The organism is Paenibacillus lautus NBRC 15380 (assembly GCF_004000945.1).
Lineage (GTDB): Bacteria > Bacillota > Bacilli > Paenibacillales > Paenibacillaceae > Paenibacillus_AQ > Paenibacillus_AQ lautus.
The window spans coordinates 55,492-77,304 of the sequence record NZ_BIMF01000001.1; the positions used below are offsets into that span (position 1 = coordinate 55,492).

Annotated in this window: 19 protein-coding genes, 2 tRNA genes and 1 other annotated feature; of the genes, 9 read left to right on the forward strand and 12 right to left on the reverse strand. The window is 50.7% G+C overall.

Going from position 1 to position 21,813, the window contains the following annotated elements; genetic code table 11:
* The first annotated feature begins 294 nt into the window (after positions 1-294).
* Positions 295-368: transfer RNA gene (locus PLA01S_RS00255), tRNA-Arg, on the forward strand.
* 561 nt (positions 369-929) lie between these two features.
* Here PLA01S_RS00255 and PLA01S_RS00260 read toward each other — a convergent pair.
* Complete coding sequence (locus tag PLA01S_RS00260; RefSeq protein WP_246059256.1) at positions 930-3,710, reverse strand: DEAD/DEAH box helicase family protein; 2,781 nt, start codon at positions 3,708-3,710, stop codon at positions 930-932.
* A 50-nt stretch (positions 3,711-3,760) separates the two neighbouring features.
* On the reverse strand, positions 3,761-4,216 hold the full coding sequence (locus PLA01S_RS00265; protein ID WP_127589535.1) for an acetyltransferase: 456 nt from the start codon (positions 4,214-4,216) through the stop codon (positions 3,761-3,763).
* 134 nt (positions 4,217-4,350) lie between these two features.
* Here PLA01S_RS00265 and PLA01S_RS00270 point away from each other — a divergent pair, with 134 nt between their 5' ends.
* The 3 genes from PLA01S_RS00270 (at position 4,351) to PLA01S_RS00280 (ending at position 7,892) form a co-directional block, all read left to right on the forward strand.
* Entirely contained in the window at positions 4,351-4,779 is a 429-nt protein-coding gene (locus PLA01S_RS00270) for an EamA family transporter (protein ID WP_127589536.1), read from the forward strand.
* 143 nt (positions 4,780-4,922) lie between these two features.
* Positions 4,923-5,687, forward strand: a complete 765-nt coding sequence (locus PLA01S_RS00275; RefSeq protein WP_127589537.1) for a class I SAM-dependent methyltransferase — start codon at positions 4,923-4,925, stop codon at positions 5,685-5,687.
* A gap of 58 nt (positions 5,688-5,745) precedes the next feature.
* Positions 5,746-5,969 (forward strand) — a binding site (T-box leader).
* A 60-nt stretch (positions 5,970-6,029) separates the two neighbouring features.
* The gene (locus PLA01S_RS00280; protein WP_127589538.1) at positions 6,030-7,892 is read left to right on the forward strand and encodes an arginine--tRNA ligase; all 1,863 of its coding nucleotides are present in this window, start codon (positions 6,030-6,032) and stop codon (positions 7,890-7,892) included.
* An 85-nt stretch (positions 7,893-7,977) separates the two neighbouring features.
* On the opposite strand, the gene PLA01S_RS00285 is transcribed toward PLA01S_RS00280, so the two are convergent.
* Positions 7,978-8,418 (reverse strand): hypothetical protein, encoded by a 441-nt coding sequence (locus PLA01S_RS00285; RefSeq protein WP_127589539.1) that lies wholly within the window; start codon positions 8,416-8,418, stop codon positions 7,978-7,980.
* Positions 8,419-8,670: 252 nt separating this feature from the next.
* Positions 8,671-8,744 (reverse strand) — tRNA-Arg (locus PLA01S_RS00290).
* 158 nt (positions 8,745-8,902) lie between these two features.
* Here PLA01S_RS00290 and PLA01S_RS00295 point away from each other — a divergent pair.
* Entirely contained in the window at positions 8,903-9,199 is a 297-nt protein-coding gene (locus PLA01S_RS00295) for a magnetosome magnetite crystal formation protein family (protein ID WP_100540788.1), read from the forward strand.
* A gap of 52 nt (positions 9,200-9,251) precedes the next feature.
* Here the strand turns inward: PLA01S_RS00295 and PLA01S_RS00300 are convergent, their stop codons facing one another.
* Together PLA01S_RS00300 and sigZ are read right to left on the reverse strand one after the other, a co-directional pair.
* Positions 9,252-10,733 (reverse strand): copper amine oxidase N-terminal domain-containing protein, encoded by a 1,482-nt coding sequence (locus PLA01S_RS00300; RefSeq protein ID WP_127589540.1) that lies wholly within the window; start codon positions 10,731-10,733, stop codon positions 9,252-9,254.
* 322 nt (positions 10,734-11,055) lie between these two features.
* Entirely contained in the window at positions 11,056-11,619 is a 564-nt protein-coding gene (gene sigZ / locus PLA01S_RS00305) for an RNA polymerase sigma factor SigZ (protein WP_127589541.1), read from the reverse strand.
* Positions 11,620-11,731: 112 nt separating this feature from the next.
* Between sigZ and PLA01S_RS32240 the strand changes: the two genes are divergently transcribed.
* Complete coding sequence (locus PLA01S_RS32240; RefSeq protein WP_218033634.1) at positions 11,732-11,953, forward strand: hypothetical protein; 222 nt, start codon at positions 11,732-11,734, stop codon at positions 11,951-11,953.
* Entirely contained in the window at positions 11,872-12,756 is an 885-nt protein-coding gene (locus PLA01S_RS00310) for an aldo/keto reductase (protein ID WP_246059295.1), read from the forward strand. Before PLA01S_RS32240 ends, PLA01S_RS00310 begins: the two co-directional genes overlap by 82 nt.
* A 107-nt stretch (positions 12,757-12,863) precedes the next feature.
* Here PLA01S_RS00310 and PLA01S_RS00315 read toward each other — a convergent pair whose 3' ends face one another.
* Positions 12,864-13,229 carry a hypothetical protein gene (locus tag PLA01S_RS00315; RefSeq protein ID WP_127589542.1) on the reverse strand — a complete coding sequence of 122 codons (366 nt, stop codon included), beginning with the start codon at positions 13,227-13,229 and terminating at the stop codon, positions 12,864-12,866.
* Between the two features lie 52 nt (positions 13,230-13,281).
* Positions 13,282-13,596: a hypothetical protein gene (locus PLA01S_RS00320; RefSeq protein WP_127589543.1), complete on the reverse strand. Its 315-nt coding sequence runs from the start codon at positions 13,594-13,596 to the stop codon at positions 13,282-13,284.
* A gap of 162 nt (positions 13,597-13,758) precedes the next feature.
* Between PLA01S_RS00320 and asnB the strand changes: the two genes are divergently transcribed.
* A complete protein-coding gene (gene asnB, locus PLA01S_RS00325) occupies positions 13,759-15,603 on the forward strand; it encodes an asparagine synthase (glutamine-hydrolyzing) (RefSeq protein ID WP_127589544.1) in 1,845 nt (614 codons plus the stop codon).
* A gap of 81 nt (positions 15,604-15,684) precedes the next feature.
* Here the strand turns inward: asnB and PLA01S_RS00330 are convergent, their stop codons facing one another.
* From PLA01S_RS00330 to PLA01S_RS00340, 3 genes are all read right to left on the reverse strand, one after another.
* Positions 15,685-16,314, reverse strand: coding sequence for an XTP/dITP diphosphatase (locus PLA01S_RS00330; protein WP_100540783.1), 630 nt, complete (start codon positions 16,312-16,314; stop codon positions 15,685-15,687).
* Between the two features lie 4 nt (positions 16,315-16,318).
* Positions 16,319-17,077 carry a ribonuclease PH gene (gene rph, locus PLA01S_RS00335; RefSeq protein ID WP_100540782.1) on the reverse strand — a complete coding sequence of 253 codons (759 nt, stop codon included), beginning with the start codon at positions 17,075-17,077 and terminating at the stop codon, positions 16,319-16,321.
* A gap of 112 nt (positions 17,078-17,189) precedes the next feature.
* Entirely contained in the window at positions 17,190-18,248 is a 1,059-nt protein-coding gene (locus PLA01S_RS00340; RefSeq protein WP_127589545.1) for a GerMN domain-containing protein, read from the reverse strand.
* Between the two features lie 167 nt (positions 18,249-18,415).
* Here PLA01S_RS00340 and PLA01S_RS00345 point away from each other — a divergent pair, with 167 nt between their 5' ends.
* Entirely contained in the window at positions 18,416-18,979 is a 564-nt protein-coding gene (locus PLA01S_RS00345) for a phosphatidylglycerophosphatase A family protein (RefSeq protein WP_127589546.1), read from the forward strand.
* Between the two features lie 360 nt (positions 18,980-19,339).
* On the opposite strand, the gene PLA01S_RS00350 is transcribed toward PLA01S_RS00345, so the two are convergent.
* Positions 19,340-21,784 (reverse strand): glycogen/starch/alpha-glucan phosphorylase, encoded by a 2,445-nt coding sequence (locus PLA01S_RS00350; protein ID WP_127589547.1) that lies wholly within the window; start codon positions 21,782-21,784, stop codon positions 19,340-19,342.
* Positions 21,785-21,813 lie beyond the last annotated feature (29 nt).

Genomic DNA, 21,813 nt, shown 5'->3' on the forward strand with positions numbered 1-21,813 from the left:
TCTTGGGAGTAAGAGTCCTTGATAAGGACACCTCCTTTCTAGTCCTGTTTTTCGTATTCGTTGATTATAGCATATGTACTGCCAAGTTTAAAAAAGGACGCACGGCCTGCGTCTTTCAAGCACCTGGCAACATAAAGACGACGATTCCCATTCATTTTTTGCGTATATTTTATCAATATAACCCGATATGATACTCGAATAATCTCGCAAATCCAAAAATCTTTGCATCTTAAAATAATGATTGAATTTCTCCGACGTATGTGATAATATATTTTTTGCTTGAAAAATTTCTATGTCCCAGTAGCTCAGCTGGATAGAGCAACGGCCTTCTAAGCCGTCGGTCAGGGGTTCGAATCCCTTCTGGGACGTAAAAAGGCACCGCCTCTTAGGGGCGGTGTTTTTGCGTCCATGGGGATGAGAACCCCTGGTAGGGGGGGCGTCGGAGCCTATGCTTCGGAAGGATTGCTGCGCAGTCGGCCTGTAAGGCCGTATCCCTTCTGGGACGTAAAAAGGCACCGCCTCTTAGGGGCGGTGTTTTTGCGTCCATGGGGATGAGAACCCCTGGTAGGGGTTCGTCGGAGCCTACGCTTCGTTAGGACTACTTCGCAGTCGGCCTGCAAGGCCGTATCCCTTCTGAGGTACAGTCGGGCATATGACTCCATAGCAGTGCCCCAACATCCCACCACAAACTCTAACGGACCATAGGATCGTTATTTCAGAAAAAACGGTCCAATTTAGAATTTAACGGACACCACAGCCGTTATTTAGCTAATTCACAGGCAAATTACCCTCTTTTTTCGTAAATAACGGCCTTCAGGTCCGCTACCATATCTGTAGGAGTGTTTTTCCCCCAATTAACGGCTCCTGAGTCCGTTAAGGCAACGCAGCCCTCACCACTTGCTCTACATCTTCTGCAAACAGTCGGTGTACTACCGCCAAGCACTAACCCGATCCGATTTCTTCACGAAAATAGAGGACAACGCTTTCGCTCGCGCGGTCAGAAGTATTTTCCTTCCTTCGGGGGTACGGGTGTAAACCAGTTCGGCCGGACCGATATGCTTACGCCACAATTGGGCAAACTGCTCGGCATGCTCTTTTCGACGACCGATTTCCTCCGGCACGGCATGGTAATCCCGTTTGATCACAAACCAGCGGCGCGATTCACGGTATAAAAGGTAACGCGGGTTCTCGATCGGGTCCAGCACCTGCTGCAGCGAATTCAGAAAGAGTGTTTTCTCCTGCGTGGTTCCGTCTTTCAGCCAACACACAACGGTCCCCCCCTCTTCCTCCGCTTTCAACCGGTGAATGCTTGGCTCGGATTCGACCAGCTTCATATCGAACAGGGTCGTATAAACGACAAGAGCAACCTCCCGGATACTCCGCTCCAGCGACTGATGCCGCACCAGCATTTTGATGGCTTTATATATCCAAGGACTTGATACGAGCAAGGCAACGGCAACTGGGATTAGCATGTTGAACCAGACCGGCGCGTCCGATTGAAGCAAACGCGGTGACGTCATCGCCTCGGTGAAGGTACCAAGCCCCAAACCAACGGCAAAAATGAGGACGGCTTTCACCGTATGAGCAAACACTACAGGCCTAGGGATACTCTCTCGATCCGCCGTCAGTTCTTCCGTCATGGAGCTGTGAAGGGCAATCGCCGAATCCCAACGTTCCTTCAGAAGATGCCGCTGCCTCGCTCGCTCCCATGTGTCGCGGTTATAGTCGTTAATGCTTCCTGTGGTTTGCCCTTTCCGAAGATCAAGCCCCATGCGCTCCATGCCCGACTCTATAGTCTGGTGCGAGATCGATAAACCGACGAGAGAACGAAATCTTCGCCCAAGCGAGCTCAAATCTTCGCCGCCATCGATCTTGGCTGTATCTACGCATGCCAGATGCCAAATCGCTCCGGTCTTATCCGGGTTCCCGCGCTGGGCGCGAATCGCCCGTCCCCTCATCTGATTAGATAGCATGAACGAGCCTACATACGATGCCATGATCAAGGAATTGATTCCGGGAGCATCCCAACCCTCACCCAGAAGAGCCGCCGTACCGATCAGCACCTTGATTTCTCCCTCGGAAAACACTTCCGTTATGATTGCGACAATAGCCGAACGATTCGTATCACGAACCTCAACCGTTACATAGCGGCTGTCGTGTTCAAGGGGACGCTCCGATAAGCGATGCCCCCGCCGTTCGGCGCAAGCCCTGGCCAAAGGCAGAGCCGTTACCGGCAGCACAACAAAGGAGCCTGTCAGAATGCCTATGGGCAGCTCGTCCTCGCGCTGTGAACCTCTTTTTTCAGCTAGCTGCCTTCGGATCAACTCAAAAATAGGGACAACGCCGAGTCGATTCAGCGGCTTCTCGTCATCTGCATCCTTCGGCAAGTCCTCCTTGCGGATATAATCGGTCAAAATGACCATCCGCAAGTTATCTCCCAGAATGGAACGCTCGAATTCAAGAATACGGCTGATCCCATGTAATTTAGAGACACTTTGGACCAGCATTTTGTCAAAGGCAGGTGTAGAACGCATATATACCCTACGACGTTCAATCATGCCCAATCGACTGAGCCTCTTCTGCAAAGCCTTTAACTCGGGCAGCTCGCCATTTATATGTGTATCTTTATACAGCATACCGCCAAGGAGCTCCTCCAGCCACTCCTCAGAAAAGTCGGGCGTTTCCTTCTCTTTCATGCCGAGCAGCTTCACTGCGTCCTTCCAGATCGGCTGATTGGCGGCACGCAGATAAAACACCATGCTGGAGTAATATCCCGGCGAGGACAAAATTTCCTCCATGTACGTTTCGGATTGTGCAATCCAGGGATGATTGGCGATTTGGTCTGCCAGAAACTGATCCCGCACCAGCTCGTCTCTGACCTGCGCTGCCTGCAGCCGAAACTCCCTTAGTTTAGCTGCCTCCTCTTGAGTAGGCATCGTCAAGCTTATGTAATCCTGATGCGGGCAAAGCTCCCCATGGCGGACTAGCTCGGGGACGCTGATTTCTTCGTCGATGGGACCGCAAAGGTCGATATATCGCTGCCAATCCCTCGGATTGACGTCGTATGGCGGCGTCGCCGTAAGCGCGATTTTCGTTGGCTGATCCAACATTTCGCATAGCTGCATGGCACTTTGCCACCAAGACATCCGAAGATGATGCGCCTCGTCAAAAATGACGGTATGATATCCCCGTTGCTTCAACAGTTCCAGAGCTTCTTGTGCCTCGGTACCGTCCGTGATATCATCCGCGCGGTCACTGTCACTCCCTACCCGCTCCGCCTCAGAGCCTTCCATGCCCGTATCTGAAAACTCGCGGTTCTCATCTCCGGCTTGATCCACATGCTCCATCTCCGCAGTGTTTTTCTTTCTCGCAGACGTCTGCTGGCCTGAAGCACTTAGCAGACTGTGAAGGGCTTGATAGGTCGTAATCGTTACCAAGGCCGGTCGTTTGAGCGAAGTAGAGATCCATTCCGGCTGGTCCTGCTCATCAAGGAACATTTCCACGAGGCGGCTTGCCCATTGCTGCTTAATGGTGAGCGTGGGAGCTAATATAATGGTGGGCCGATTTATTCGTAGCATGACTTCCAGTCCCAGAACGGTTTTCCCCGAACCCGGCGGCGCCACCAGATGCAGATGGCGATTCTTCAGATGATGCTCCAGCCCTTGAAGCACCCGTTTCTGATAGGAGCGCCAAGGATATCGAAACGACAAGTTACTCGGAAAAAACTTTGATTCCTCCAGTTTAGCTGCACCTCCCTTTTTCATCGGATTGGATAAGGCAGCTGCATGTGAATAAGCGGAAACGGCTTCCCGGAGCCGTCCAGCTCGGAGCGGCCGATTTGCACAAATCCGTATTTTTTATAAAAGGCATGGGCCTTGGGGTTCTGTTCATTCACATCGACTTGCAGCCTCCGCCCCTTCAATTGTTCGGCGTGCCGGATCAGTGTCGTTCCGGTACCTTGGCCGTGATGGAGGGGATCCACAAACAGCATTTCGATTTTGGAGCCATCCAGCCCCATAAATCCAATCGGTTCCTGTTCCGTATTCAAGCAGACCCAGATCTCCATGGATCTCAGCGCTCCGTTTTGCATCATATCATAGTAAAATCCGATATCTTCCTCCGTCAGGAAATCGTGCGTTTGGGATACGGCATGAAGCCATAATTCCACTAGCTGATCATGAAACTCTTCTGCGTAAGGCGCTATATAATGCGTCATTTTTCATCCAGTCCCTTCCAAATCGTTCTATCCCTTGAGAATTCATGATATCGTTAAAATTGCTCTGTACTATTATAAAGGAATCCGGTACATTAATCAGAGACTTTATCTTTGTCAGGAAGGAGAGATTAGCATTGCCATTATGGCTTGTATACGCATTGCTGTCTGCGGTCACGGCGGCACTTGTCGCCATTTTCGGAAAAATCGGTCTGCAAACCATCGATGCCAACTCGGCAACGGCCATTCGCTCTGTCATCATGGCATTGTTTCTGCTGGGGGTCGTGGGGGTTCAGGGGAAGTTCTCGGAACTCGGTGACATTCTGGTTCAGAAGAAAGCATTAAGCTTCATTGTGCTCAGCGGCATTGCGGGGGCATTGTCCTGGCTGTTTTATTTTCTCGCGCTAAAATACGGCAAAGTATCGCAGGTAGGACCGATCGATAAGTTGAGCGTTGTCATCGCGGTCATTCTTGCCTTTGTGTTTCTTGGAGAAAAGATATCCTGGATTAACGCAGCTGGCGTTGCACTCATTGCCGTTGGCGCTCTTCTTGTTGCCGTCAAATAATGTTCTACATAAATCCGCTGCTCAGCGGCTTTTTGCCCGTTGGTTTATTGATAAAACCTATCAACATTATCGCATTTATATATTTCTAATTATAAGACAAACATGTCACAATGAGGATAATTCATGGGTGAAGGGGTGTTGTTATGTCAGAGCAAGTATGGAAAGCTTACGATTATGATCGGCAGTTATCGTTTGTCTCGGCTTATGGAAAAGGAGTCGTAGAGCTTCTTGCGCCTCAACCCGGAGAACGGATTCTCGACCTGGGCTGCGGGACCGGTGATTTGGCTTATGAAATATCCGTTTCGGGTGCATACGTAACCGGCATGGATTATTCGGCCGAAATGATTGAACGCGCCAAAAGCAAATACCCCGGGCTTTCGTTTCTGGCCGGAGACGGAGAGAACTTCGAAACCGAAACGCCGTATGATGCCGTCTTCTCCAATGCTGCCCTGCACTGGATGAAGGATGCTGCAGGCGTGGTACGCTCCGTCCATGGAGCCCTCAAGCCCGGCGGCCGATTCGTCGCGGAATTTGGAGGCAAAGGGAATATCGACGGAATCTATCAAGCCTTAAAAACGGTGTTCGCCGATCATTATGGAATCGATGCCGACACCCGAAATCCGTGGTATTTTCCTAGTCTTGGCCAGTATGCCAGCCTGCTTGAATCCCAAGGGTTCCGGGTGCATATCGCCCATCACTTCGACCGTCCCACGAAGCTGCCTGAGGGCAAGGACGGTATGATGTATTGGCTGCAACATTTTGGCGATCACTTCTTCGCTGGATTCTCGGCTGGCGAGAAGGACAAAGCAATTGCCCGCATCAGCCAAGCTGCCCAAACGACGCTCTGGCATGAGGATGCATTTTACGCAGATTACAGGCGCCTGCGAGTCTTTGCAGAGAAGGTTTAGTCATTTGGGGGTTGCTTTTCTAAATAGAATGGTTATAATATGAAAAAACTTGAAGATATTATTTTCGTTGATTGGGAGAGTAACTGCACTTGACTTTAGTCCAAGCGAGCCGGGAGGGTGGAAACCGGTACAAAGTCGGCCGTGAAGCGGACCCAGGAGATGGCCTTCCGAAGTGAAATGCTGTAGGGAGCCCCGGCTTACACCGTTATCGTATAAAGGTGGTTAAACCCTATCGGTTTAACAACAAGAGTGGTACCGCGAGCACAAGTCCTCGTCTCTTTAGGAGATGAGGGCTTTTTTTGATTTTTCCGAAGTTTTTTTATTTTCAAAGGGGGATTTAACGTGTTAAGTCATTTGATTACTTCGAGCCTTCAACAAGCTGTAAACCAGGTGTGTGAAGCTTCGGGCGCCAAACTGCCGGATTCCACTCCAGTCCGGGTTGAGCAGCCTGCCAGCATGGAGCATGGGGATTACGCCACCAACATTGCGATGCAGCTTGCAAAGCTGCTTCGTAAGCCTCCGCTGCACATTGCCGAGCTGATTCAAGCCGAGCTTGAGCAGGATGCGTCCTACAATCAGCTTGTCTATGCTACGGAGATTGTTGCCCCAGGTTTTATGAATCTGCGAATCGATTGGGAATATTGGGCTGGTCATCGCTTTGAATTGCCTCCGGCAACGAACGAGAAGATTGTCATTGAGCATACTTCCATCAATCCGAACAAATCCGCCCATATCGGCCATCTAAGAAACTCCTGTATCGGGGATACGCTGGTCAGGCTGATGAGGAAGCTTGGTTACGAGGTGGAGGTTCATAATTATATCGACGACCTTGGCAATCAACTGGCAGATACGGTGGTCGGGATGCTCCACACGCCGCTGTCCAAGGAACATGTCCGGTTCGGCGATTACTGCTGGGACGTCTATTCAAGCACCAATAAGGCCTATGAAAGAGAACCTGGGCTGGTTCAGCATCGGACCGAGGTTCTGCACGCACTGGAAGAGGGCAACCAGAACCTATCCTGGATCGGACTGCTCGTGGCCGAGCGAATCGTCAAAGAGCATCTTGAAGAAATGAAGCAGTTCGGCATTGACTATGATCTGCTTGTGTGGGAGAGCAGCATTGTCAGAGAGGGATTCTGGACGTCGGCTTTCGAGCTGTTGAAGAACACGCCCCTCTTCCATCAGGAAACCGAGGGTAAACTTGCTGGCTGCTGGGTGCTCAAGCAAACAGGAGCGGAGGCTGGGGACGATCCGGAGTCAGACCACAGCATGGATAAAGTGCTCGTACGCTCGAATGGCATACTGACCTACACTGCCAAAGACATCGCCTATCATCTGTGGAAATACGGTGTGCTCTCCAACGATTTTGTATATAAAAAATTCACAGACGAGGTTTGGACGACGAGCACCCATGGCGAGCAGCTCACTTTCGGCAAAGCAGACATGGTCATCAACGTCATTGATTACAGACAGCAGTACCCGCAGGCGATGGTGAAGCAGGCGCTGGAAAGCTTAGGATTCCAAAAAGAGGCCGACAAGCTCCGTCATGTCAGCTACGGCGTCGTTTCGTTAAGCCCTTCTGCGGCTGCGGATCTCGGAATCGATACCTCCGATGGGAAAGCGTCCTATGCGATGTCCGGACGTCAGGGAATCGGAATTAAAATCACCGAGCTTATCCACCAAGTAGCCAAGTTCATCGAAGACACCCGTTCCGATAAGAACGGTTTGTCCAGTCATACGATCGCAGCCGCCTCCATCCGTTACTATCTGCTTCGCTTTGCACTGCAAACCGAGGTGGTGTTCGATCTGAAGCAGGCGACTGAAATATCAGGAAATACGGGGGTATACCTGCTCTACTCCTATGCGCGTGCACTCAGCGTGCTCAATAAAGCTCAAGAAGCCGGTGTTACGCCGTCGGTGCCTGCCCGGTTCCCTGCGATGGAAAAAGCGGAGCATGCGCTGCTTCGCCATATCAGCACCTGGCATGATACCCTATACGCCGCCGGACGGGATCTATCTCCAAGCGCCATCTGCAACTTTACTTATGAGCTGTGCTCCTTGTTTAACAATTTTTATTCGGCATGCCCGATTCTGAAATCGGCGGATGAAGTGCTCCAGTTCCGTGTATGGCTCACTTCCTTATTCAAGAACACGCTTGGCGAAGCGTTGGAGGTCCTGGGACTGCCTACACCGAGCCGGATGTAAATTCCCTCTGAAGAATTAGCGGACCATACTTTATAAAAAAAGCCACCATACTATTCCTGCGAATACGTACGGTGGCTATCTTATATTATTGCAACCCTCTGACGGCCAGTCTGACCTGGACGCCATCTGCTGCCGGCTCTTCCTGCAGGGTCCAATTGACAGCCAACGCTTCCTTCAAGCGAGCGACCTGCTCCTCTTGGAGCTTCAGCCCCTCAATAATGCCTTCACCTACACTAAAATCGGATTCCGAGCTGATGCGGAAGGCTTCCTCCAGCCAGATCTTCAACCCGTTGCGGGTATTAAACGTAATTTTGTATCCCTCGCTGACGGCCTTCTCCAAATCTTCCCCATGTTCGTTTGCATAAGAAAACAATTCCTCGTAGTGAAAATGGCCATTGTTCGCGACTTGGAATCTGTCTACCTCACCCGAGCGCACAGCCTCCAGCAGTTCGGAGGAAGTCAGCCCCGATTTCCTGGCATGCTCCAATAAAATGGCGGTATTCTGTGATATTTTAGTAAGCTGCAAGCTCGATGCCTCCTCAATATAGTTCGTAAAATCCTTTTTTCTTCTATTATAAGACGAAAACGCTAGGATGTCAGAAACTTCTCAAACATAAGCTATATCAGGACGCTCCCGTCCCAGTCGGGGTACGGCCTTCCAGGCCGACTGCGAAGTATTCCTCCCGAAGCTTATGCTCCGACGAACCCCAAAATTGGGGTTCATTACCCTTCTGGAATACGCAAAGAAGCTGCCAGGATTGGCAGCTTCTTTCTTTTACGTCCCAGAAGGGATTCGAACCCCTGACCGACGGCTTAGAAGGCCGTTGCTCTATCCAGCTGAGCTACTGGGACATATATGTATGAAAATCTTTTAAACAGTAACGAAGTATATTATATCGCATCTTTTGTATTTTTCAAAGAACTTTTTTTCGGAATGTTCAGAACAGAATCAGGAGCGGGCTTACTGGGTAATATGTATATCATGAAAATGACTTCAGGAGCGTGATATCATGAGACAGCTTTTATCCTCTTTATCGTATTTCAGCATCTTCTTTGCACCCTTCATCCTTCCTGTCATCGTATGGATTTTTTCCCCGGACGCCTATGTTGCCAAGCACGCCCGTCGCGCCTTGTTCTCGCATATATTCCCCGTCATAGCAGCGATACCGCTGATTTACATGGCCGTAACCTCAGGTTCCTTCGGTTCCGTCATCGGATACCTTATCCTGTTCGGCATCATCTACTTCGGGGCATTTGTTTATAACGTGATCATGGGTATTCAAGTGCTGAGGGAGTATGCTTATTGAGCATTTATCATTTTAAAAGGACCATGCGCTTAACCGCATGGTCCTTGTTGTGTTACTTCGTTGTAATCAGTACCATTTTTTCATTGCCGTCCCACTTCACTTCACAGCCGAGCGCGGATGCCACAAAACGAAGCGGAACCATCGTGGTGCCTTTCACCATCCGTGGCGCCGAATCCAGTGCTACATTTTTCCCGTTAACAACCGCTTGCTTGGAGCCCATCTTCAGCTTGATCTGGGTAGATCCTTTGCTGGAAGAAACGCTTTGCGTCTTTTGATCCCATTTGACCGAGGCATCGAGGGATTCGAAGATCGGGCGCATAGGGACAAGAACGCTTCCCCCTACCATGACCGGTGACTGTGCATAGGATTGGAGTTGGCCGTTGATTTTGATGCGGATCGGCGCTTCTCCGATTTCTTTGCCGGACTGGTCATAATATTTAAGCTTCACACTTTTGACGCGCGTATCATAATCAATGCGCAGGGTCGTCGTTTCATTGGCTGTCATGAACATGGAATCCGTATCCGTCCCCAAGGAGCGCCCCTTCGCATCATACGCCGTTGATTTCACGGTAATTCGTTGGGACACATCCCCGTTCTCCACACCGATCGTAACGACAAGTTTATTGTTGATGGTCGTTCTGCCCTCGGCTATGATTTTCGGAGTCTGGCTGTTTCCTGTCAAGAACACCTTGAGATCGCTGATGGCTTTGCCTACTTCCAGCTCAGCCTGAAAATTCGCGATTTCGTTGGATGAAAGGTATCCCGAGGTCGTATTGACTTCCAAAACCTTGCCGCTGCCGTTGCTGCCGACAACAATCACGCCGGCTTGTCCGCCTTTATTCCGGTTCTGAATCGAGCCGGTAACGACAAGCTTTCCGTTCTCCAGGCGGCTGCCTGTTTGAAGCAGCTTCACGGCATCTTCAACCGGATCAATAACGGATACCTTTACGCTTTTGATCAGTTTCGCTGCTTTCAGCTGTACGACGAAGGTGCCGACATCACTGCCGCCAAAATAGCTGTCCGCCGATGTCACTTCAACCGCCTTACCGGAAGCATCATAACCTACCGCGAGCATGCCTACATTGTGCCCGACCGTTGAATTCTGCACGACGCCCGATACGTTGATCACGTTGTTATTCGTATAGTAACCTGAAGCCAGCAGCTGTGCTTGATCGCCGGCGGGTCCTGCAGGAACGACTTCCACCCGCTTAACACGGCTGCCGCTGTCCAGATCCACTTCATATGTACCGATTTCGTCACTCATCATATATTCGGAATCACCGACAACCTCAAGCGCTTTGCCGCTTTCATCGTAACCCACGACATAGAATCCCGCTTCCCCACCGGTTCCTCCGTTGCGAATATCCGCAGTCACGCGCATCTTGCCGTTCACCAGCTCATGCGTGGACTCCAGAACTGTGACGCTCTGTACCGTTTCCGCGCTTACCGGCATTTGGACGGAGCCCAATGTAAGCGACAACGCCAGAATACCGGCTCCCCACAGCTTGACCATATGTTTATTCCATCTACCCAATTTCAATCTCCCCTTGTCTATTATGTTAGAAATTGACGCTAATCCAACATTATAGGGATGATTCTCCAGTAATTATATAGAGGAAAAGCCCTATTTGTATCTCTTTCATAATCAAGGGTTCCGAGTGGTCCATACTCCCTACCGAAGCAAAATCGGAATCGACAAGACTCCTATCTTTTATCGACATATTTTGCAGAACTGCGTAAACTCCATTGTCCTATATAGGATTATCATCAATGTCATAGCCACGAGAAGAACAGATCCGCTTTGGGGTGATTCACATTATGATACATAAAATAAAGCTTGGTGAAAGCACCAAGCTTTATTTTATGGTCTTTTTTCTTATCGGCTGCGGTTCGTCATACACGATCCGAAAATCCACGATATTCCCGTATGCGTCCGATTCAATATGGCAGCAACCCGTAAGCAGCTCTTTCATCATCTCTCTCCCACGCTGCACTCTTGATTTGGCACCGGAGTAGGATATCCCCAAATGCTCACTCAATTCCTTTTGGGACATGCCTTTATATTCGGTCAATTCAAGAGCTTCCCGATATTTATCCGGCAGGCACGGCAGCACGGACTGAAAGCAGGCAATCACTTCTTGATCATAATCTATCTCTGTATATTCATCGACAACAGATAACTGTTCCGGCAGTTCTTCTCCAGTCCGAACCTTCCTGTAATGATCCACGATGCTGTTACGGGCAATCTGAAATATCCAGGAACCCCGTTTCTCCTCATCCTTTAAATCAGAGACATGGGTGTGGACCTTCATAAACACATTCTGCACAATATCATCCACATCAGCCCGCTCCCGAATCCTAGTCATGACAAACCGTTTGACAGGCTCATGGTACTCCGTCCAAATGGCTGCTGCATCCATCAGAAAGCTCACCTCCGGCATCTTCAAAAAATAATTTGCGAGATTTTTGCGTCCATTCCAACAGACCGACGTCTCCCTTAGTGTAAAACAAATGATAGGAGGCTGAAAAGAGATGAAATACAATTTACTTGGTAATACGGGTGTGCTGGTATCAGAGATTGGACTCGGCACGATGACGTTTGGCGGAGGGGCCAAGTGGGGAATGTTCGGCACGCTGGATGATAAGGAAGCAGGATATCTTGTAGATCAGGCCTGGATGCGGGTGTCAATTTCTTTGATACAGCCAATGCCTACGCCGAAGGCCGCTCTGAAGAGATTCTCGGTAAAACACTGAAATCCAAGCGACATCAAGCGCTGATTGCTACGAAGGTTCGTGCGCGCACGGGTCCGGGCCCCAACGATATCGGACTGTCGCGGCTGCACATCATTCGTCAGGTAGAAGAAAGCCTTAAACGCCTGGGCACCGATTATATAGATCTATATCAAATTCATAACCCGGATCAATTAACCGATTGGGAGGAAACACTCCGTGCACTGGATGACCTTGTCCGAAGCGGAAAAGTCCGGTACATTGGCAATTCCAATATGACCGGTTGGGAAATCATGAAGACCCGCGGCATCTCGACTATGCACGGTCTTCATACATTTAAAAGCAGTCAATCGTATTATTCACTCGCCGCAAGGGATATCGAAAGAGAGATTATCCCTGCCTTAAGGGATCAACAAATGGGTTTGATTGTCTGGAGCCCGTTAGCAGGCGGGTTCTTGACCGGAAAATATACGCGTGAACATCAGGGAAGCTCCGAGGACCGTCATGCCAAATTGGCTTTTCCGCCGATTGATACGGAGCGGGTATACCCGATTCTTGATGTACTTCAAGATATCGCGCGAGCACATGAGGCAACTGTCGCCCAAATTGCTCTTGCGTGGCTCCTTCATCAGCAAGCGGTCACCACCGTTATCGTAGGTGCTAAGCGTATTGACCAACTGCAAGATAATTTGGGAGCGAGCGGGCTAATTCTGAATGAAGCCGAACTTTCTCGACTGGATGAAGTAAGCCGTCTGCCGGTTGAATATCCGGGATGGCCTTTTATGGAGCTGGACGAGGATATCATTCGAAAGCATGGACAGAACTGAGGTTTTTCAGCATAGGAAATACTGGTATGACAGCATTGACCTAACGCATATAAGAAGAGATCTGCCGATGGGCATCGGACAGATCTCTTCTTTCTTTGTTTATATCTCTAAAAATATTGGGGGCCTTCGCTGAGCCGCTGGTTCAACTGCTCGTATAGCTGGCCTGTCGAAAGCAACTGCTGCTTGAATGCATCCCGGTTTTCCTCTGCAGTGGATAGAACGGTGTCTTCGAACGCTTCGTCCGTGACATCCACAAAAGCGTCATGCATGCTGTTGTCGTACCAATCCACCTCCATGCTGGCGTCGCTGCGGACGATTTTCACCAGCTCATAGCCTCCCAGCGGGGAAGATGGCGTCAGATAAGCCAGCAATGCACTTTCTCCTTCCGCTGCTGGATAGACCTCAACCTCAGCGCAAGGGGCGCCATTTACTTCCGTAATCCGGCGGATTTTTGCATCTCTGATTGCATACATCATACATTCTCCTTCATTAAGATGTGCAGGGACTGCACGATCCTTATTGTTTTCATGTCAAATCGGAAAGCAATCGGAGCTCTTCCATTTGCTGGCGTGTGGCCGGTGTTCCTAATTGGTAGATGGTCCGGTACACCTTGTCCAGGGAGGATTGAAACAGGGCATTGGAGTTTTGTTGCGGTGTATCCGGCCAAGGAAACAAGTACCCTGTCATTTCTTCGTCCTTCTCCTGCATCATGTCCAGCTCAATCCGAACTTGATCCGCTTCTTCCGGCGTTGCTTCGATCTCCCATTCATAAGCACTCGCTCCCTGTTCTGTCAACACAGAGCGGCTCTGCACGGAAACATAGTAGGTCGACTTATTCATGGACGCATCTCTCCTTCGCTTTGATATTCGTCCTCTTTCTTAGTTTTCGTAAAAGGACAGACATTTTATGCCTTCCTTCGGCATATATCTGTATCACTTTGGCGACGTAGGATTAAAAAGATGGGACAGCGTATGACAAAGACAAAGAGAGGATGAACCGTCATGTGCGGAATAACCGGTTTTATACAATGGAGCGGCGACTTGACGCAGGATTCGCAGCTGCTGGTAAAAATGACAGAAAGTTTGGCTCACCGCGGACCTGACGGATCCGGCACCTGGATTTCCAACCCGTGCGCATTCGGTCACCGAAGACTCAGCGTGATCGACCCCGAAAATGGCGCTCAGCCGATGATCATTCATCAGGAAGAGGAAGTCTATGCCATTGTATATAACGGGGAATTATATAATGCTGCGGAGCTTAAAGACGAATTGGTACGACGCGGTCATCGTTTCAATACCAAATGCGACACGGAAGTTTTGTTAGTCTCCTATATCGAATGGGGCCCCGATTGTTTGGAACGCCTCAATGGAATATTTGCATTCGCGATTTGGGACAGCGTGCGGGAACAGGTATTTTTGGCTCGGGACCGGGTGGGGGTAAAACCCCTGTTCTACAGCTACATTGACGGAACGCTTGTATTCGGATCGGAACCGAAAGCACTGCTTCAGCATCCGAAAGTGGAGCCTGTGGTCGGGGCCGAGGGGCTTGCGGAAGTGTTTATTATCGGCCCTGCGCGAACTCCGGGACACGGTGTCTATAAGGATATCGCAGAGCTTCGTCCTGGTATGGCCATGATCTTTAACCGGGAAGGATTGCGCAAGTATACCTACTGGAAACTGGAAAGCAAGCCCCATGAGGATGATGCGGATCAGACGGCAAGCTTCTTGGGCGATCTTCTGCGCGACACCGTTGAACGTCAGCTGGTATCCGATGTACCGGTCTGCTCCCTGTTATCCGGCGGGCTTGATTCCAGCGCGCTTTCCTCGCTTGCCGTCGATTACTACAAACGGACGGGCCAAGGACAAGTGCACACCTACTCCGTCGATTATGTGGACAACAACAAACATTTTAAATCCCATTCCTTCCAGCCGGGTGCGGATGCGCCATGGATAAAACGGATGCACGAGGAGCTGGGCACGAACCACCATTGGATCGAATTCGACACGCCCGAACTGGTCGAAGCGCTGGATGTCTCTACGCAGAAGCGGGACCTCCCGGGAATGGCTGACGTTGACGCTTCCTTGCTCCTCTTCTGCCGTGAGATTAAAAAAGGCGCGACCGTCGCCATATCCGGTGAAGCCGCTGATGAAATATTCGGCGGTTACCCTTGGTTTCACCGGGAAGAAATGCTGAATTCCGGTACTTTCCCCTGGTCTGTCGCCCCGGATATGAGAGCCGGACTGCTGTCTGCCGAGATTCGGGACTGGATCAAGCCGCTGGAATACCTCGGAGACCGCTATGCCGATGCGGTAGCCGAGGTGCCGAAGCTGGACGGGGAGACCGGGCAGCAGGCCAAAATGCGGGTCATGTCCTATCTTAATATCACCCGCTTCATGCCAACGCTCCTCGATCGCAAGGACCGGATGAGCATGGGTGTTGGACTGGAGGTCCGCGTACCTTATACCGATCATCGCCTGATCGACTATGTGTGGAATATTCCTTGGAGCATCAAAACGAGAGGCGACCGTGAAAAAGGCATTCTCCGCAAAGCTCTTGAAGGTGTGCTTCCGGAAGATGTCCTGTACCGCAAAAAAAGCCCGTATCCAAAAACTCACAATCCGAACTATCTCGCAGCCGTCAAAGCGCAGGTGCTGTCCATTCTGGACGATCCTTCTTCGCCGCTGCTTCCGCTCATCGATACGGCACGGATCCGGGAGCTGGCTTCTTCGCCGGATGCTTCCTCCAATCTCCCTTGGTTCGGTCAATTGATGTCCGGTCCGCAGCTGTTTGCCTACCTGGCCCAGGTTCATTTTTGGCTCAAAGAGTATAACGTATCCATACGTTAAGTCCTTATTGTTTACGAAAAATCAAAGAAACCATACCAGCAGTAGGCCGGTATGGTTTCTTTTTATAGCATCCCTATTCGGTTATCGCGCCTGCAAGTCCGCTACAAGCTTGCGCAGTGCATTTCCCCGATGGCTGATCTCCTGCTTTTCCTCCATGGAAAGCTCGGCCATCGTCTTCTCATGGCTTGGCAGGTAGAACAGCGGGTCATAGCCAAAACCACCCTTTCCGGACGGATCCGACGTAATCCAGCCTTCAACGCTCCCCTCGGCCTCGAGCTTTTCTCCGGAGACCGGATCATACAGCACCAGCACACAGACAAATCGGGCCGGACTTAACAAAGGCTGCTCCGTATCCTCACCGAGCCTTAATTGTTCCAGTTCACCGAGCAGCTTCTCGTTATTGTCCTCGTCCGCGCCGTGCTCGCCGGCATACCTGGCAGAATAAACGCCGGGCGCGCCATTCAGCGCATCCACGCATAATCCGGAATCATCAGCCAGGACAGGCAATCCCAGTGCGTCGCCAACCGCCTTGGCTTTTTTAAATGCATTAGCTGCAAACGTTGCTCCATCCTCAACGACATCCGGCAGATCAGGGTAATCGTACATGCTCTTGACCTCCGTACCGAAAGCAGCAAAGGCATGCGCAAATTCCTTGACTTTCCCTTGATTGCGGGTAGCTACAATTAGCGTGTCTCCAAGTGTCAATGTCATGGGACTATACTCCAGTACCCGCATTCACGGAACCGATTTTAGCTGCGATTGGGCCAAGTGCCTCCTGCTGACGCTCAATGAGCTCGCGGATTCCCTGTTCACCAAGCTCCAGGATCTGATCCAGCTCTTCACGAGAAAACGGGCTCTCTTCGCCAGTTCCCTGGACCTCAACGAAGTTGCCGCTTCCGGTCATGACCAGATTCATGTCCACCTTCGCTTTGGAATCCTCTTCATAGTTCAGATCCAGCAGCGCCTGTCCGCCTGCAATGCCCACGCTAATGGAGGCCAGGTAGTCCGTAATCGGAAATACCGCCAGTTTATGTTGTTCTGCAATTTTATTTACCGCTATGGCTAAAGCTACAAATGCTCCTGTAATGGAGGTGGTCCGCGTTCCGCCATCCGCCTGGATTACATCGCAGTCCAGCGTAATTGTCCGCTCGCCAAGAGCATGCAGATTCACAACAGACCTAAGCGCTCTGCCGATCAGCCGCTGAATTTCCATCGTCCGGCCACTGAGTTTACCGCGATTGGCTTCCCGTTGGTTGCGGGATTGTGTTGCGCGCGGCAGCATGGAGTACTCAGCCGTCACCCAGCCCTTTCCTTGTCCTTTCAGAAACGGGGGAACCTTCTCATCCACGGTCGCCGTAATCAGCACCTTGGTGTCTCCCATCTCGATGTACACGGAGCCTTCCGCATATTTATTCACATGGGTCGATAAATTCATCGGTCGAAGCTCATCGCTCTTACGTCCGTTAGATCTCATGTTTTCTGCCTCCTACTTCTTATCGCAATCCTGATTAGCATTCCCTATTCTACCAAAGTGCAGGCACAAAAGCACCTTTTCCGGCGCATATTTCAAAGATAGCGGTGAAGCGTCAAATCGAAATTTCGTTAATGTACTCCGGACGGCTGACAGCCTCGCTATAATTGCGGCTATCCGTTCCAACCACCTCAGCGAGATCGTTCATCCGAATTTTGACCTTCGCATCATCCGAATTCTCGGCTACGGTTAACACGACGGCCTGCAGCAGTTCGGTTGGAACCTGCTCTCCCTGCTCAAACATGCTGTCCTGAAGCGATACGGTGACAGCGCCGTCCTCTCCTTTTTCGACCGATGCAACGGTGGTATCGTCCGGGATGACCTCGACAAGCCCATCCCCGTACTGCGGTCCCCGGATCAGCTCGTTCAAGGCAGCCTTAACCGCATCCTGTCCGGTTGGAACAAGTCTTGTAACAGGTACATAATACTGAATGCCCTCAGGCGTCACTGATGAGAAATAGACGGTGACCGGCGAAGAGGAAGTGTACAATGCGTCATCCGCCTTTTGAAGGTTGATCCCCATCGCACGTGAAAGCGGACGGTCCAGCGGCGTGTGATTGACCGGCATTTCGGTCAGTTTGACTCCGTCCACCCATACCTGCATCGACTCAATGCCCTCGTGTCCCGTCAGCGTCCACGTCAACGCCTCCAAGATTCTTCGTTCATTTGCCGCTTGATACTCCGTAAAGGATTTATTGAATTCAACGACGGCCAATTTGCTCTCCGGATCGACCGTCACATTATGGATCTGCGTACCGGCAGGCAATACCGCCTGGAATCCCTGTGGAACATAGCCGGCATAGCGACCTCCGTTTACCAGCACTTCAAGAGATTCTTTCACGGCGCTTGCACCTTCTACCTTCGGAATACCTAAGGTTACAGGTGCCAGCATTCCCCGCGCATCCGAAAGATAAACCGTTGTCTGCGTGCCAATGTCTCCTTGTGCCGCTGTGGATCCGGCCGTGTTCAGCATCTGCTTCTCCACTTGTGCAGGCGGCGGGTCAATCGCCTCCGATTGCTTCCCGGAAAACACGCCGCAGCCGGACAACACGATCGGAACAGCAAGCAGCCCGGCGGCGGAAAGCCTGCGAAGATTACGTTTACTACGTTTCATGTATTGTTCCTCCCTAACATTTTTTTGTACAGGTTGTACTCCTATGTATACGAGCCCTTTCCAAAAAAATAACTCTCAGTTTTGCCCTTTCTGGACAAAGGGGGGGTGAAAAAAGTACAATCGTCGTAAGCATCTTCATCAACCACGAAAATGAGGTGAGTTCCATCATGGCAGAAAACGATTTAAACATTCCATACAGTCTGAACAGCAAAAAGGTAGCGGAAGCGACACGGAACCTGCTGCATCAGCGTGGAATCAAGCTGGAGGAAATCGCAGAACTGGTGATGATCCTTCAGAATAAATACTACCCGAATTTGACCATGGGTGAGTGTATGGAGAACGTGGATGCCGTACTCAGCAAACGCGAAGTCCAAAACGCGGTGTTAACCGGAATTCAATTAGATATTTTGGCGGAGGAAGGCAATCTCATATCCCCGCTTCAAGAAATGCTGGCCAATGACGAAGGGTTATACGGTGTGGATGAAGTGCTGGCATTTTCCATCGTTAACGTCTATGGAAGCATCGGCTTCACCAACTACGGGTATATCGATAAGCTCAAGCCCGGCATTCTTGAGCAGTTGAATGATAAATCAAGCGGTCGTGTACATACCTTCCTCGACGATATCGTCGGCGCAGTTGCCGCGGCCGCCAGCAGCCGGATCGCCCATCGCAAGCAAGCGGAGCGGGAGATCGAGCTGTTCGGCACAACCGAAGAGCTTCCAAAAGAATAAACGACTTAAAAAGGAGATTCGCGCAGAATGCGAATCTCCTTTTTGCCTGCCTATCAGAAGGAAGGAACTCACCCAAACCTATTCCAAGCCGAACTGGGTGATTTCAAAGAATCATAGACGATTGCAGTTAGAAAGCATCCATCTTTACGGGCCGGAATGATGAGTTTCTTCTATAATAAGAAGGCTCCTCTCACCTATGAAAAAACGGGCTGTCCATTCACGTAAATCGGTAAATCTATCTAGTCATTTTTGCAAGCATCCATCATATGCTATGATGAAGAACATTCCAATAGAGCACCTATGGAAACCCCGCCAAACCTATGGCGGGGTTCTTTTTTTAGAGTTTGTAATAGAGATAGATTACCTGTTCACACCAATCTTAACAGGAGAAACATTCCAGATGTCGGATGCATAACGGTGAATCGTGTTATCGCTGGAGAAATGTCCCGCGTGCGCCATATTCATAATCGATTTCTCGGCCCAGGCTCCGGTATTCAAATAAGCACGATCGATCTCCGACTGGGTTTCCACATAACTGGAAAAGTCCGCCAATACAAAAAACTCATCGTTATGATCCAGCAGGGACTGGAGAATCTGGCCAAACTCCAACTCGTGACAGCAGAACGGTCCTGATGATATTAACTGATTCAGCACGCGGGCGATTCTGGGATCCTGCTCATACCGCTCCCTGGATACATAAGCTCCCGTCCTGTAATACTCGAGCACTTCCTCCAGCTTCAAACCGAACAGGAACATATTCTCATTGCCGAGCAGCTCGAACATCTCTACGTTAGCCCCATCCAGCGTGCCGATAGTCAACGCGCCGTTCATCATGAACTTCATGTTTCCCGTGCCGGATGCCTCCTTGCCAGCCGTGGAAATCTGCTCGCTCACATCGGCTGCGGGAATAATCTTCTCCGCCAGAGACACCGAGTAATTTTCCAGGAACAGCACCTGGAGTTTGTCATTGACCTGCGGATCCTTATTCACGACTTCGGCAACGACATTAATGAGTTTGATGATGCTTTTTGCCAGATAGTAACCCGGCGCTGCCTTCGCCCCAAAAATGACGGTACGGGGAACGCGATCCGCGCTTGGCTGATCCTTAATCTCGTTATACACATGCATCACTCGTAAAATATTCAGCAATTGCCGCTTGTAACCGTGCAGCCGCTTCACGTGGACATCGAATATGGAATCGGGATTGATCACGATTCCTTGCTTATTCGCAATGTATTCGGCAAGCCGTTCTTTATTGTTCCGTTTGATCCGCTGAATCCCCTGCTGAAAGGCGGGGTCGGTCTTGAGTGACTGGAGCTGGATCAATTGATGAGGATCCGTGATCCATGAAGTGCCGATACCATCGCTGATGAATTGACTTAAGCCGGGGTTGCTGTGCATCAGCCAGCGCCGGTGGGTAATCCCGTTGGTTTTATTGCTGAATCGCTCAGGATACATCTCATAATGCAGTTTCATGACCTGGGTCTTTAGCAGCTCCGTATGCAGTGCCGCGACGCCATTCACGTGATAACTTCCCACAATCGCCAGATTGGCCATTCGAATCTGGTCACTCTCAATGATGGCGAGCTGAGATATCCGCTCATGGTCGCCTGGATAACGCTCCAGCAGCATCCCGCAAAATCGTTTATTGATCTCTTCAATCATCATATAGATACGCGGCAGCAGCTCCCTGACCATGCCGGCAGGCCATTTTTCCAGTGCTTCGCTAAGCAGGGTATGGTTCGTGTAGGATACAGTCCGGCTTGTGATGTCCCAAGCCTCATCCCAACCGAGACCCTTCTCGTCAATCAGAATCCGCATGAGCTCCGGAATCACCAGCGTCGGATGCGTATCATTGATATGGATGGCGACATGCTCGGGAAGCTCATGATAGGTCCGGCCCTGCTTGTCGAACGTTCTGAGAATGCTCTGAACGCCTGCGGAACAGAGGAAGTACTGCTGCTTCAGTCGAAGGAGCTTGCCTTCGTATGCCGAATCATCCGGGTACAAAAATTCCGATATCGATTCGACCGAACGGTTATATTCCAAAAATTTATAATAACTGTTGTGATGATTGGCCGAACGGATTCTGGATATATCCGAAGCGGACTCGGCGCTCCACAGCCGCAGCGTGTTAACTTGACCCTCACCGTACCCGATCACCGGAACGTCGTAGGGTACGGCCAGAACCCGCTCATAATCCATCGTGTGAAACACGGTCCGCCCCTCCTGCACATCCACCTCCACGCGGCCCCAGAAGCGCACTTCCACCGCCTTGTCAGCCCGCCGTTCTTCCCAGACGTTGCCCCGCTGGAGCCAGTTGTCCGGCAGCTCGACTTGATGGCCGTCAATAATCTTCTGTTCAAACAATCCGTACTTATACCGGATTCCGCATCCATGGCCTGCATAGCTAAGCGATGCCAACGAATCGAGAAAACATGCCGCAAGGCGTCCGAGTCCCCCGTTACCGAGGCCCGCATCCGGTTCCTGCTCCTCAATCTCTTCCAAATTCCATCCCAGGTCCAGGAGGCCGCTGCGGACCATATCCAGCACACCCAGGTTCAGCAGATTGTTCCCCATCAGCCGGCCGATCAAAAATTCGAGCGAGAAATAATACACCTGCTTCTGCCCTGTATCCCGGTAAGTCCGGTTGGCAGCAGCCCATTCCCGTCCGACATATTCCCGGATCATGCCCCCGAGTATTTTGTACACATCCTCTGCTGTTGCTTCCTCAAGTCCCTTCCCCAAACGACTCACCAATTGTTCCGTAAAGACCTGCTTGAATGTTTCCTTGTTGTTAAACAAAAGAAAGTTCCTCCTGACGGATACCTTTT

Excerpts from the sequence above, each read along its gene's own strand:
- PLA01S_RS00265 (WP_127589535.1), bottom strand. The coding sequence starts at position 4,216 with ATGACGCATTATATAGCGCCTTACGCAGAAGAGTTTCATGATCAGCTA.
- PLA01S_RS00330 (WP_100540783.1), bottom strand. The coding sequence starts at position 16,314 with ATGACATTGACACTTGGAGACACGCTAATTGTAGCTACCCGCAATCAA.
- rph (WP_100540782.1), bottom strand. The coding sequence starts at position 17,077 with ATGAGATCTAACGGACGTAAGAGCGATGAGCTTCGACCGATGAATTTA.
- PLA01S_RS32240 (WP_218033634.1), top strand. The coding sequence starts at position 11,732 with ATGAAATACAATTTACTTGGTAATACGGGTGTGCTGGTATCAGAGATT.
- PLA01S_RS00295 (WP_100540788.1), top strand. The coding sequence starts at position 8,903 with ATGAGACAGCTTTTATCCTCTTTATCGTATTTCAGCATCTTCTTTGCA.
- asnB (WP_127589544.1), top strand. The coding sequence starts at position 13,759 with ATGTGCGGAATAACCGGTTTTATACAATGGAGCGGCGACTTGACGCAG.
- PLA01S_RS00275 (WP_127589537.1), top strand. The coding sequence starts at position 4,923 with ATGTCAGAGCAAGTATGGAAAGCTTACGATTATGATCGGCAGTTATCG.
- PLA01S_RS00320 (WP_127589543.1), bottom strand. The coding sequence starts at position 13,596 with ATGAATAAGTCGACCTACTATGTTTCCGTGCAGAGCCGCTCTGTGTTG.
- sigZ (WP_127589541.1), bottom strand. The coding sequence starts at position 11,619 with ATGGATGCAGCAGCCATTTGGACGGAGTACCATGAGCCTGTCAAACGG.
- PLA01S_RS00315 (WP_127589542.1), bottom strand. The coding sequence starts at position 13,229 with ATGTATGCAATCAGAGATGCAAAAATCCGCCGGATTACGGAAGTAAAT.
- PLA01S_RS00345 (WP_127589546.1), top strand. The coding sequence starts at position 18,416 with ATGGCAGAAAACGATTTAAACATTCCATACAGTCTGAACAGCAAAAAG.
- PLA01S_RS00340 (WP_127589545.1), bottom strand. The coding sequence starts at position 18,248 with ATGAAACGTAGTAAACGTAATCTTCGCAGGCTTTCCGCCGCCGGGCTG.